Here is a 15,587-nt window from a genome sequence, read left to right on the forward strand (position 1 = left end):
TTAATCACCTTGTTTTATCTTTTTGTAGTTATTTATATCTACGATTTCAACTTTTGGTTTATGAGAAAAGTCCATGACAGCCTCTGAAACACCCCCTGATGTTTTTCCTCCAGGTGTCCAATGTTGATTAGCACCCGGTTCATTACCAGACGGAACTTTTAATCCTTTAAAATCTTCTTTTTTGATGTAAACAGCCATCGTATCAGAATTACTTAAATAACCTTTATCTAAACCTAGTTTTTTCTCTACAATTGATAAGTTTCCTCTCGCTTCAACCATAACTCTATCAAACTCTGCCGCTGGCATTACAAAACCGCCATCAGGCCCTGCAGTATTATACTTGTTATATGAATTTTTAGATGTAAAACGTACAGCACCATCATCAAACTTAGCTAAATGAGCACCGATTTCCGATTCTGTCATGTATGTTGATGGATCAGGCCTCTGCCCATGCGGTATACTGATAATTTCTTTTGCTTTTGTATTCGATATAATGCCATCAACATATAAATTTGGATCCGCTGGTTTCCAAATACCACTTGAAGATTGTGATGTTGGATTTGATGGTAACTTCGAATCTTTAAAGCTATATTGGCCCCTTCCTGCATCCCAACTGGGTATTTCCTTACCGCTTTTAACAAATGCCAAATAGGTTTTTGCTGCTATAAATTGAAGGGCTTTCGCTGTTGTAGTCGGCGGAGTCCCTCCCACTATTTCAGCTGCTTTTTCTAGTGTCATCTCTTGTTGTGTTAAAAACACATCAAGCGGTATACCCGTAATATTTCCCCATGCAATCATTATCCCTAAAGCCGGATCTTGCCCCTCAGGGTGAACTCCTTTCGTCGCTCTTGTTAACGCAGTATTGATGTCCTCTATACTATTATCATTTTGTGCCATCGAAATAGCCAGTGATGACATGGCTTGCCCATAATCGGCCATTCCTGAAGGCAGATCTTTAGGACCAAAGACATTATTCTCAACCACCACTTTTCCGGCTTGGGCGGCATTGGCAACACCTGCACTATTATCGCTGATTAAACCGCCGACAATCCCTGAAGTTAACGTTGCCCATGCACTTATATTCTGCTTTTCAGTCTCGGTGAGTTCTTCGGGGGTTTTGCCATAAAGTGAGTGCGATAAAATACCCACTGTTTCCCCTGTCATTGCGCCAGAGGCTTGCACTACTGCATTCTCACCTTTTGCCAACGCAAGGCCTGCATTCAGTAATCCATGCGCTATCGTGCGCTGAATATCACTTTCAACACTGTTACCTTGAATTTGGTTTTTTACTTCGTTAGCAAGATAAGGCGCGGAACCATTAGCAATCGCGGTAACAATATTGTTGCCCATGACACCTTGCGTAAATGCGGTGATGGCTTGGATTGCGCGGGTGTATTTACCCCCCGTACCAAAGTCGGATTGGTTAGTATAATCCTGTAAGGCTTGCTGGAAGAGGTGATTTTGAATATCACGCTCAGTAACGTTATCGTTGGTTTCTGAAAGGGCTTGATAGAGATTGTCGTAAGCCGTATCAGAAAGATTATCGAGTTTTGAATCAGCTTTCGCTTGGTTCGTACCACGAATAGTGTCCACCGTGGTTGCTAAGTCGATAACCTGCGCCCCAATTTCGCCCACCAACTGTTGTTTTTGTTGGTGATTTTGCTCTTTTTCTTTGTCGAAGATTTTATTTAACGTGCTGTGAGCATTATCAGTATCTTGGCTTAATTGCGCGATATCTTGCTGTTGATTGTCGCTATCGCGGACTCTCCATGTCCCTTGTGATACTGCTGATTGGGTAGTGTTTTCAGCGCTATCACTATGGTTGCCTGCCATTGCTAACGCATGGCCCATATTCGCCAGCATATTCCCTTCAACGCCACCTGAAGTACTTACACCACCAGATTGATGCTCAACTTTATATTCTGCGTAATTATGGATATCACTAAAGCCTAATGTACCTGTATCTAACTGATTATTTTTTGCATCGGCTTTACTGCTGATCACCGCACCATCAAGCTGGGTATGTTTACCCACCGTAAGATCAAATCCTTGATTGCCTGCAAATAAGCCAGTTTGTTCTTCCACTGAACGGTATTTACTGTCCATTTTATCGCGACTAAACGAGATATTGGCTGAACCTCCCGGTGTGCCCATCACATTGACACTACCCCCCACACTTTCACTCGATTGCTTCGATTTGTAGTCATCAATGGATTGCTGGCTTTCAAGGTGTAAATCCCCACCCACTTTAGCAATAACTTTATCACCTTGAGCTTGCGCGCCTTTTAGGGTTGTATCTTGACCGCTTTGTAAGGTGAGAGTTTGCCCTGCATTTAGCGTCGTATTGGTGTAATAGGTGTGATCGCCCTCCTCAAATCCCTTACCTCGACTACCATTGGCATTAATGTTAACGCCAACACCGCCAGAGCCCACGGTGACACCAACGCCAACAGAAGCACTTTTACTTTCGTTTTTGCTGTCTGTTGTTTCTTGGTTTTGTGCTGACTGTAAATTGATATCGCGAGTAGCTATCAACGAGAGATCGTTGCCAGCTTGCAGTTCACTGCCCGTAACCGTGATATCGCCTGTTTCTTTACCTGTTGCGGTGATAGAGAGGCTTTCACCTGCACTTAAACTACTGCCTTGAGCAATATTTCGTTGGTGTATGGTTTCTGATTCAGACGAGCTTTTACCATAAGAAACATTAGCGCCAATTAATGTTGTGCTTTCATTATCTGTACCTGATTGGGCATTATCTAACGCCACTGCACCCGCTGCTTGAGCCCCAGAAAGCCCAGCTTTGATACTTTGTAAGGTACTAATTTGGCTATCGTCAGTTTCTTTGGCGGCTTTGTATCCCGCAATAGCGCCATTGATAGCACTTCCTGCCGTACCGCTTAGGGCAACCGTCACACCACTTTGTTTACTTTTGGTTCGACTTAATTCGGTATAGCTATTTTCAGAAGAAGAAATGTCAACAGAATCCCCAGTAAGAGATATCTCCTTTTTGGCAATCATTTCACTGCCATCTATAGTGAGAGCATCGCCCGAATTTATACGAATATTACCCTCAGTACTGCCGATTACACTACCTTTATAAGTAATCGCATCACTGTTATTCAGCTGTTCAAAAGTTGATTTTCCGACGGTAAAACCAATACCGCCGGTACCGCCAATCCCTGATTTTTTGATCTTTTCTTCATAAGATTGGAACTCTAATTCTTGTGCCGTTGTTAGTGATAATTGATTACCAGCATCCAGATTAATATCTTGTGTTGCTATAATTTCACTGCCTTGTGCCGTTAAATTATTGCCTGCAGAAACCGAAATTTCATTCCCTTTTAATAGAGAGCCTGTTGCCTGTTTATTATGAATTTCAGCATGCGTAGTGCGTGTTTCCGATGAACCAAACGATTTGTCTTTTGTGACACCATGGGCAATTTGATCAATTGAGGAGTAACCACTATTTAGCGAAATATCATTACCAGCATGTAATCCTAACAGTCCCGTGGCTTGAATATCTGTTGCTGTAAGATGAATATCCTCACCTGATTGCAATGTAATATCGCCAGCATAAAGACGAGAGCCTATCTCTTCTTGCGTCGTTTTATGCAGATAATTTTTACTATCCCAATCTATATTTTCTTGGCGAACCGTATTGATAGTTCCTAACTCAATATTTTCACCTGCATTTAATAAAACTCGGCTATTACCACCGGCTAAAATATCTGTTGCCGTCAGTTCTAAATTACGTGTTGCCTTTAATGCAATTTCACCATCAGGCTCAGTTAAATAAATGGCAGCGCCACGATTTATCCATTGATTAGTCTCGTCACCCTTTGTTGTCGCAGTACTAATAAGAGAATCACCGGCTTGCAAATTAACGCGACTCTGCCCTGCAATTTGGCCGCCCTCATTTTTAATATCATGCAACGCTGTTAAATCAACCGTCTTTCCTTTTATAAGACCTTGGTTTATTAAATTATCTGTTGATGCTTGTAATCCATTTTTACTTAAAATAGTACCTTGGTTTTTCAGCTCTGGAATATTATTTAAAATAACCTCACTACCCGAAAGTAATGCGCCACTATTTTGTAAATCACCGGGTAATACTCTGGCATAAACTTGTGGCACCAACACTTTTTCAACGGAACCATTAGGTAAAGTGATTTCCCTGCTGGTTAATAGCACCATATCAGCCGTGATCATTGCCATTTGTTCTGGTGTTAGTGTTACACCCGGTTTAATACCAAACTCTTCACTAAAACGAATACCTGCATCCATCAATGCATGATATTGCTGCTCATTATCATTATGCCCATATAAATATTGATTACCCGTTAATTGAATAATTTGATCGCGTACTATGCGTTGTTCATAGAAACCATCACCAATACGTTTATGTGTATTATTGTGATCAACAGATAATGCATTTTGCATATAATCTGAGCTTAACCACTCTCTTTTATTGGTAAAACGAGAGTCTGTTTCAACAATATATTGACTATCCGTTCCTTTATTTAAGTTAAATAAACGATTCTCAGGTAATTTCAATATTGGTGCTACTGTTTGAATATTAACTTCAATAGTTTTATTTTCTGTTGGTTTATCTAATTGAGGTACTGTAATAATTTTACCAATAGGCTGTTGCACTATAGGCTGTTTATCTACATGTTTTATTTCAGGTAGGGTTAAATTTGGCTGATTAATTTCAGTCTGTTTAATTTCAGTAATAGAGACTTCATCACCTACTTTTAAAACTTTATTTTCAGCCGTTTTTTGCTCAATAGTTCCATCAAGTTTTTTTGTCTCTATCTTCCCTGATAAGATAAAATCATTTTGTTCAGTTAATAAATTATCTTGATGTTGCGTTAACGACAATTCATCAGCTAATTTTTCGGTGCCTTTATCTAAGGTAATAGAAGCAATATTTTCAGTATAAACATCAATACTCTTTTCTTTAATAGTTAGAAGACCAAACCTTGGCTTAGCCGATATAATAACTTCATCAGTTTTACTTGCTTCTGGGCGTTTATCTGACGTTTGATTACTGTTTTCTTTATATTCTAGTAAGCCCAATGGCAAATCAGTCACTACCTCAAATGGCCCATAATGACTACTTTTAGATGAACTCTCTCTTTTCTTACCACGAAGCCCTCGTTTACCTGGGCGTTTATGCTTTATTGCTGTACCTTCATGGTATTCAATATGTTGCCCAGCAGTTTCCTGATTATTAATATGCATTCCATCAATAATCAGTTTTCCACCTGCAATAATATGGCTATCTATATTATTTAAATTATCACCTTTTAGAGTGATATCTTTGCCCGCTAATATTAATGCAGGATCACGGTGTAATAACTTCGATTCTTCTGTAACGATATTATATTTAAATTCATAAAAATCTTTATATTGTCTACCATTAATATTTAATAAATGTTCACGCGTATCGATATTGTACCAAATTCGCTTATCATCAGCGTCAAATTTATCACTACTGTAATCAACACCAAATTGATACATTGGAATTTCAGACACTTTTTCAGGATCACTTATTTTTAAATAGAGATCACGGTTATTAATTTCTGAAACATGAGCAAATAAATTCCCATTTGCTTCAATTGATGCACTTTCATTATTTAATACATCAGCAGCAACACTTTCTGGCAAATTTTCAGTATCAAAACCCGCAATTGCCATATCATCACCACTATAAATCAAGGCATGATTACGATTATTTATTGTATTACTGAAAAGCTGTAAATTTTCACGAGATGCTAATACTGGCGCAATCTCATCAAGTTTCGCACAATTATCAAATTGCTGACTTTTTATATAAATATTATCGCCATATATACGACCACCAACTTGGTTATAGATTGTCGTTGCAATTAAGGAAAGTTTTCCCCCGAAGGCATCAATCAACCCTGTATTGTGCAGATTGTCTGATACTGTAATCGCCAGATTTTTAGCGCTCACTTCACCATTACGTTTTTCATACTCATCAACACTTCTTGCAATACGTGCTGTAATGATCTCATTATTTTTTACAGGTTCATAATTAGTAAAGCTTGTTGCTTGCAGTGAAAGTTGCTCACCTGCATAAATAAATCCACGATTATCAATTCTTTGTTCTGAAGAAAATATTAATGAATCCTGAGCTTTAATTGTGGCGTTTTCATCTAATACAAAAGCATTCTTGAGCTGAATTTCACTTTTACCTGCCGAGATAACGTCACCATCGCCTGTTAAATTTTCAGCCCATAAACGAAGCTGTGCCGTTGCAGCTAACAGCCCTTTTTTATTATCAATGGCTAAGTTATTTTTTGGTGATCCACCAATAGTTAATTCATTTGCGGAAATCAAACCACTTTGATTATTTAGTTTTTCCGTTGATGTTAATTTTAATAATTCACTCGTCTGAATAACACCTTGATGGTTAAGAAGTTCATTAGTTGAAATATGAATATTACTTGCCTTTAGTCCTAATTCATCATTTTGAGTTTGCTGGTTATCTAGTTTCTGAGCATTGAGGACTAACAAGCCTTGAGATTGAACCTGTCCTAATTGGTTATTAAAATCTTGATCCAACGTAATATTGGTATTATTTCCGCTAACAATACTTCCGTCTTTATTATTTATGCTACTTCCTTGAATAATAATATCTTTTTTGGATAATAACGTTCCTTGTTGATTATCTAATGCTTGTTCATTTAATTGAATATTAAGCTTTTCAATGGCTTGAATATGGCCTTTTTGATTGTTTAAGGTACCCACATTTAATTGTGTTTCCGTACCGCTAATTACGCTACCTTTAGTATTGATTAGTGCTTTTTTATTGGTATTTATTGATAGCTGATTATCGGATTGTAATAATCCTTCTGTATTATCTAGTTTTTGAGCACTAATTTTTAAAGTCGATTTTGCATATAATGTACCTTGATTATTCTGTAAATCAGCACTGTTAATCGTTACTGTATTATTTGCAGTAATGCTACCGTATTGATTATCTAATATGCCGCTTTTTAGCCAAATGTTATCCGAAGAAACTAAACTACCTTCACGATTATTGAATAGAAAATCACCATGATTTATTTTTAATAAGCCAAAAGATGAGATTTTTCCTTGAAAATTATTTAGTTGGGGGGTTGTTAAATCTGTTTTTCCCCCAACAGTGACTAACCCCTGTTGGTTATTGATTTTTTCAAGGCTAGTTAGATCTAAATTTCCGACTACTGAAATTAATCCTTCCTGATTATTAAGTTGTTTAACTTTCAGGTTAAGATCATCTTTAGCAACAATACCTGAAGCTGCTTTATTATCAGTATTCTTTAATTCGCCATCAGCATAAATTGTTAATGCTTTTTCCGCATAAATCAGACCTTGATTATTATTAACATCTTTTGTTTGTAATTTCAGCTTATCACTATTACTTGCAATAGTGCCTTTTGTGTTATCGAGTTGTTTTGCTGTAATATCAGCATATTGATTAGATGCAATCTTTCCAAAGTGATTAATCAAATCACCACTATTTATAACCAGTTTAGCTAAGGTACTTATTGTTCCATTTTGGTTATTAATTTTTTGTTGTTGTGCTTTAATGATTAAGTCATTTTTCGCAGTAATTACACCTTTGTTGTTTTCAATTTCTGCTGTGGTCAGATTTAACTTACCATATTGACTACCAAGCTGTGCTTGGTTATTAATCAATTTACCACTTGTGATATTAACGTTATCGTCCGAAACTAATCGTCCTTGAGTATTAATTATATCACCCGTTTTTAGTATCAACGGACCTTTACTAATAATACCTTTAGTCAAGGTTTGGCTATTATCTAATTGATTACTTTGAGTATCTAATGAGAAAGAGCCTGCCGAATAAAGTGTCCCTTTTTGATTATTTAGTGCTTGTGTTACTAATTTAAGGCCATTAGATTGACTGGCAATTTCGCCATTTTGATTATTTAATCCAAAACTATTAAGTAATAGTGATTTTGCAGAAAATAGATATCCAGACTGGTTATTTAATTTTCCCGTATATAAATTAAGTGTACCTTGGCTAATCACACCTGCATTAGATAAAGAGTTACTATTATCAAATTCATTATCATGAGTGGTAATAGTTAGATTATTATTAGCACTAATTAATCCATTTTGATTATTAATAGCCAGACTTTCAATAGAAACACTCTCTTGCAAGCTCCCTATTTTTCCTTTTTTATTATTAATATCTTGAGTAAAAAGGGATTGCTTTGCTGTCGATATTATTTTTCCATCTTCATTAATAAAATCACCTACATGGATCGTTAACTCTCCTTTGCTAATAATACCGCCACTCTCTTTTGTGTGACTATTATCAAAATGTTGATCATGAGTGTTAATTTCTACATTTTTTATCCCCGTGATTAAGCCTGAATTATTAATTATTTCACCACTATTGATAGTGATATTGTCAGACTGGCTAACTATTACACCCTGCTGATTATCTATTTTCTGTTTGTGGGTATTAATATCCAATAAGGAAAAAGCACTTATTAATCCTGAAGAATTAAATAATGATTGACTGTTTACTATTAATTTTTCAGCTTGGCTTGCTATTGTGCCTTGCTGATTATTAATTTCATTCAAAGATAGCTGATTATCTTTTTTGGCAATCAAACGCCCCTGTTGGTTATCAAAATTTTTCGCTGTAATTTCAATATTACCATGGCTAATAATACCTAGCTCATCAACTGTTTCATTATTACTGAGTGACTCTTTTAGTATTATTTTGAGTTCTTCTGATGCGTAAACTAATCCTTTGTTATTATTAAGCTGATTTCCTGTTAAGGTTAGATTATTTTGTAAACTAGCAAGTCTTCCTTGTTCACTATTTAATATATTAAAAGTTATCTTTGCTAAGCCTTCAGCACTTAAGTTACCTTGCACATTAAAAATATTACCTGCATTTAATAATAAATTTCCTTTGGTCAAGATCCCCTTATTATTCTTAGTATCGCTGTTATCAATATCATGATCTTGAGTATTAACAAGCATGTTTTTAAGAGAATAAATCAACCCAGATATATTATTTATAGCCGTTGAGTCTACCGTTAACATGCCATTATCAGCAGATATAATTCCATTATTATTAATTATTTTTTGCTGATGAGTATCAATATTCAGGTCAGTTTTAGCAATTAAATGACCTTTTTCATTATTTAATTCACCACTTTTTAAGATAATATTTTTTTGACTAACAATACCACCACTTTGGCTAGTATCAGTATTATTAATAGTATATTTATTGGAATCTAACTCTAAAGTACTTTGTGCTGATATAACACCATAACGGTTATCAATTTTATAGGTATTTAGTGTTACTGATGATTTTTCACTCCCTAAACACCCTTTGTAGTTAATTAAATCACCCTGAGATAAAATACCGACACTATTTTTCCCAATAATTTCGCCTAATGTATTATTAAATTGGCCATTATTTTCAATCCTAATACTATCACGTCCTTCTATTTTTCCTTCTGTATTATCTATATTATTATCGGAGGTTACCGTGATAGCTTTATTTGAGGAAATCTGCCCCCGAGCATTATTTAAGCTGTTTGTCGTTATATCTAAAGAATGAGTGCTGGATATTTGACCTTGTTGGTTATTTAAATCTCCATCACTCGTAATATTAATTGTATTTTTACCAACTAATTTACCTTTAGTATTATCTATTGCACCGCTTTCAATCGTAAGGTTATGCTTACTAAAAATTTGGCTACTATTTTGTTGGCTTTGATTACTTAAATGTTCACCTTGTGTATTAATAGTAATATCATAAGCACTGATTGAGCCATCATCATTATTTATTGCTTTACTAGTAATAGATAAATTATTATTTAGACTACCTAAAATTCCTTGTTTATTAATAAGATCACTACTTTCTAATATTAATTTTCCACCAGAAACAATACGCCCTTTGGTGCTATCAATATTTCCACTAGTAATAGTTAATAACCCTTGTGCTTCAATACCTTGGTCGTTCTCTTTCGTAAAGTGATTGGTCAATTTATCACTTAACGTTAATAGCAAATTTTTAGAAGAAAAGAGATGGCCTTGAGTATTATCTAACGATAATCCTTTAAATGTTAAACTCGATAATTCACTAACAATTTTACCTGTATTGTTTTTTACAGTTTGGGTTGTTAAATTTATACCTTGCTTAGCAAGCATTTGTCCTTGTTGATTATCAAGCTCTCCACTCTCTAGTGTTAATTTTCCTTGACTAACAATACCACCACTCTTTTTTGTTTCACGATTATTGATTATTTGCTGATGGCTATTAATTGTTAAATCTTTACCTGTAATAATTAACCCTTGTTGATTATTAATTTCACCCGTTTTTAAATCTGCAGCTTCAGTTAAACTTATTTTCCCGAATTGGTTAATCAAGGTAAATTTACCTGTGTTCAGATCTAACGTTTGTCCATCAATGATACCTTGCCCGTTATCTAGCCCTTCTGTTGTTAACAATACGGTTTTTCCACCAATATCACCTTTATGGTTATCTAAAACACCCGTATTTAATTGTAGTTTTTGACCAGCCTGAATGCCTTGATTATCTTGTGTATTCCGATTAATAAACTTTTGTTTATTAGTATTTATTGTAATATTTAATGCGTGTATTAATCCTGAAGTATTATTCCAGCCTTGAGTCTCAGCAGTAAAATTCGCCTTAGTCGCTATTTGCCCTCTTAGGTTATTGACTGTTTTGGCTTGTATGTCAATTGTTTTGCTGGCATTAATAACACCTTGAATATTATTGATATTTCCCGTTAGTAAATTTAATGCAATACGGCTAATTATACCGCCTGAATGCTGGGTATTTTGATTATTTAATGTATATCCTTTGGTATCAATCCACATGTTACTTTCAGATTGGATACTGCCTTCATTATTATCGATACCTTTTGCTGTAAAATGGAGTGTATCTTGAGCGAGAATAATGCCTTTATTATTATTCGCTTCGTTACTCAACATTATATTTAATGTATTCGCACCAATTTCACCTTGCTGATTGTTCAATCGACCTGCTTGGATTTGACTATCTTCCGACGTGATAATCTTACCTGAATGATTATTCAACTCATTCATTAAGGTAAGTGAAATATTTTTTTCAGCCTGTACAAGGCCTTTTGAATTATCTAATTGACCTGCATCGATTTTATTCTGAGCAGTTGCAATTAATTTACCTTCAGTATTGATCAAATCTTGTTGCGTTGTTATAGCAAGATCATTATTTAATGTTCTGATTTCGCCTTGATTATTATTAATTATACTTGCTTTAAGCGTTAACTGATCCTGAGTCTGAATTTTGCCTTGTTGATTACTGAGTGCTTGTTTGACTGTAATAAAAGTTGTCTTATCACCTGTTTGCTTTAAGGTCGCATTATCATGATTCAGATTAGTTGCAGTAATAGTTACATTATCAGCCTGCGTTGTTGCTTTTTCTAAATCAAGCAGTTGACCTTGTAAAGATAAGTCTCCCGCTGATAATAATGTTCCCTCTCTTCCAGAAAGATGTTGGGCTTCTATAGCTAATAGCCCTTGTTTGGGTAAAGAAATAATACCTTGCTGGTTATTCAGTTCTGTTGCTTTTACTATTAATTGATTACCTAGACTTTGAATATTTCCTTTTTGGTTGTTTAATATTGGGCTGTTAAACGTCAGCACACCTTGTGCATTAATTTCACCTTGTTGATTATTTAACTCATTTGCATTGAAAGATAATTCACGAGAGCCTGTTTGTGTAATTTTCCCCTTGGTATTATCAATCAATTGAGGTGCTGTAAGTGAAACTGTTTCACCTTTAATTTCACCGTGGCGATTTGAGATATAAGTACCCGCATCAAGCACTATATTTTCAGCATTAACCTGAGCTGAATCAGAAGTTACGTGGCCTTCTGCCGCTTTTACTTGCAGTGATTTACCCTGAGTATGACTATTTGAAAGATCAATACTCTTAGCATTAAAAGCAATATTACTACTACTTAAATGTTGGCCCGCAGAATTTAATTCATCCTTTATATTTAATGTCAACGTTGCAGGTTTTGAGATATTACCTTTATTATCAACGCCAGCACCTAACTGGCTTTTTTTCTCTGCCAAATAGTTTTTAGCATCAATCTGAATATTTTCTTGTGCAAGAAATTTACCTGTTTCCGTTTGAGAAACAGTTCCTTTTGCATCAACTTGAATATTATTTTTAGCTTGTAACGTACCACTATTTGCTAAATGGTTTTCAACAGTAACATTTAGGTTTTGCTTACCAACGATAGACCCCTGATTGTTAAGGCTCGTTGTTTTTATATCTAATTCTGAATAAGATTGTATTTTACCACTATTAACTAACTGCCCATTTTCATTAAGAGTTAAACCACCAATATCAGCACCAATTTCTCCAGCATTACGTACACCTACACCATGCTCAGTACCAACAAGCTTTATTTTATTAGCATACATACCACCAACCAGTGCAACATCGATTGCATAGTCAGTTTGTTTTTCAGCTTTGTCATCCTGATTTACAATATTACCTTCGTTATCTAATATATTTTTCCCTGTCGTAATTTCTAATTTATTAGCTTGAAGACGTGAGTTTACTTCTACCGCTCGCGCTAAAATACGCGTGTAATCACTCGCTGTATCATTTAATCCATTTCCTGAAATAACAATTTTACCATTGTTAATTTCATATCCAGTAATTGCACCATCTTGTGTTAGTGCATTACCGGCAACTAATGTGGTATTTACTGCATTAATAAAGCCACAACCTTGGCAACTGATCCCTGCTGGATTCGCAATAATAATTTCAGCACGTTGACCTGCAACCTCAATAAAACCATTTAATTGGCTCGGATTTTGGCTATTAATTTCATTTAAAATAACTTTAGCTTCACCATTAACTAGCCAAGGATTGCCTGTGATCATGCCTGCTAACTGAGTTTGCGTATCTTGCAAACTGTTATTTAAGATTGCGCCTTTATTATCAACATCGAATTGTGTAAATTGGTTACGAGAAACACCATGTTGATTCGGTTGCTGAATGTTAACTTGAGCAAGTCCATTACTTGTTTGTAATACCGTTGCTTGTTGATTTTGAGGCGCATGTTGATCAGCAATAATTTGACTTGCTTGTGCTGAAAAACTCACTAATCCCTGCATTAATAGTAAAATAAAGGCCACACTATTAAGTGATGTACGAATAGGCGATGAAATAATATTATTTCGTTTATTATTTTCACCACTTGATTTAGTTAATTCAGAAACGACAACCATTAACTGTCGTGTACGATTATAAATAACGCGATAACATAATTTATTCATGTGTTAGATCCTTGCCATTAAGACAACAAAATTTCATTTAATTATTATTTTTTATTTAATATTTGAGTTAATTCTGTATTTTAATAATTAAAATTAATACTAAATCCCAAATTAACATGATCCGTTTTAAAGCCATCAGGTTTAGATAATGGCGTGCCAATAAATGAATCATATTTTATTGTGGATGAAAATAACGAACCTTTTATACCCACAACACCACCAGCAAGATGTTTACCTAATAATCGAGGATTATCCGTATTTGTTTTTAACTCACCATAGTCCGCACCAAGGTAAATAAACTGTTCTGTAGCAGGATATCGCCAACTCAATGTATTTTGTAAAAACCAACCTTCATTTGCACTGAGTGTTCTTTCACCATCAAATCCACGAATAGACCAACGATTACCAATTGCAAATTGGTCAATGGGTGTTAATGCATCGTGAGTCATTTGTTTGCGATAGCTTGCTTGGTATTTAAATTGCTGTTGGGCAATAGATATTGGAATATCTAATTCAGCTCGCCACGTTAAAATATTCGCTTTATCTGTTGCATAGTAATTATCAAGATACTTCTCTTCGTAAGCCGCCATTGAACCAAACCAGCGAGTTCCTTTTTGGTAATTTATACTACCGTCCAAAGTCCCAAAGCTAAAATATTGACGATGCGAGAGATTCACTAGCCAATGACTCACTCGTCGGCGTTGTATTTCAATTTCAGTATTATCAATATAATTTCGTAATACTTTAGCTTGAACACCATAACGTAATGTTGTTTTACTATTTTGATTACGAAAGAGAATGTATGACACACCTGCATTAACGCTATCACTTTCTCCTGAATAGAGAATATCTTTAATATGACCTGCTACAGTCTGGGAGTAATCATATTTCGAGGCGTTAATATCGAATAACCAATAGCCAAAAGGCACTGAATAATGCGCCATGATATTTTGATTATTCTTACTACCAGCAAAGTCTAAATCACGTTCTGTTGATAAATAGAACAAATCACTCAGCGCTAAAGGATTATCTAGTGCTAACATTAAACCACCTTGATAACGCCCTGTTGCAGGTGTTCCGGCATCATTTATCCACAATGAAGTATGCCAGAAACGAGATTGTTTTCGCTTTATCACAATGTCGCTTTCACCTGCATTTTCACCTGGCTTTATTTCCATTTCTGCATTAACAACCGGTAATCGTTGCAGATTTTCTAACCCTTGTTCAATATCTCGTAAATCGAGTAGTTGTTTTTTATGTGCAGGCATACTGGTATACAGTAAGGCGTATTTATCAGAGTCATCTGTAAACTTAACATTGCGAATAATGCCGGGAACTATTGTTAGATATAAAGTTCCGCGACTAATATCTTGTTCAGGTACAACAATACGCGTGGTGATCCACCCATGCATTAATAACCTATTTTGCATACGAGTCACTAAAGCGTTTATTCCTTTTACCCCCAAACATTGTCCTATAAATTCAGTTTTAAAAAGAGGTAAATTAACCCAATGGGGAATAACTTCGGCATTTGTTATTTCAATGTGTTCTATTTGGAAGCAAAGCTTTTCTTCTGTTTTATTCTCTTCTTCTTCATATTTACTAATATCAAAATATATATTAGGTATTTCAGGTGTTAATTGTTGATAAAGTGCTTCTTGTTGACTTTGATTATGCTGTTGTTGCTGATTAAAGATTTCCGTCGCTTTTTCAGAAGCATCTGCTGAAGATATGGGAGTATTAAAGAGCGTAAAAAACACCCATAAATTTAAAAAGAGTATAATTTTTTTCATATTGTAAAATAAATAGAGTGTGTGATTTTAATTGTATTTAGGATACATCTAATCTTTAACATTATTGATATTAAAGTATATAAAGTAAATATCAAAAAATGAATAACAAATAAAATACCGTAAGTTTTACAATATAAAGATTTAAAAAATCAACTTATGTTAAAAAATCAGCCTTATATAATCACAAAAATTACTTAATAAATTAATTAATGTTAATCTTAATTAATTATAAAAATTAAAATAAATTGTATTTTAAATTAAATTATAGCCTTTTATTTAGTTTAAATAACTTAAATTGAAATAATTTATTTATTATTGAAATTCTTATTCGAGTTAAAATAAATTCTTAGCTTAAATTAATAGAAATAAAAATATCTTTCATAAAAAAATGGCTTCATTACTGAAGCCATTTTCTACACTGATTTT

2 protein-coding genes are annotated in these 15,587 nt (G+C 34.7%); both read right to left on the reverse strand.

Going from position 1 to position 15,587, the window contains the following annotated elements; genetic code table 11:
• Positions 1 to 13,368: a hemagglutinin repeat-containing protein gene (locus GTK47_RS14925; RefSeq protein WP_165124578.1), complete on the reverse strand. Its 13,368-nt coding sequence runs from the start codon at positions 13,366 to 13,368 to the stop codon at positions 1 to 3.
• An 80-nt stretch (positions 13,369 to 13,448) separates the two neighbouring features.
• On the reverse strand, positions 13,449 to 15,161 hold the full coding sequence (locus GTK47_RS14930) for a ShlB/FhaC/HecB family hemolysin secretion/activation protein (protein ID WP_165124581.1): 1,713 nt from the start codon (positions 15,159 to 15,161) through the stop codon (positions 13,449 to 13,451).
• Positions 15,162 to 15,587 lie beyond the last annotated feature (426 nt).

This window comes from Proteus sp. ZN5 (assembly GCF_011046025.1).
Lineage (GTDB): Bacteria > Pseudomonadota > Gammaproteobacteria > Enterobacterales > Enterobacteriaceae > Proteus.

Excerpts from the sequence above, each read along its gene's own strand:
- GTK47_RS14925 (WP_165124578.1), bottom strand. The coding sequence starts at position 13,368 with ATGAATAAATTATGTTATCGCGTTATTTATAATCGTACACGACAGTTA.
- GTK47_RS14930 (WP_165124581.1), bottom strand. The coding sequence starts at position 15,161 with ATGAAAAAAATTATACTCTTTTTAAATTTATGGGTGTTTTTTACGCTC.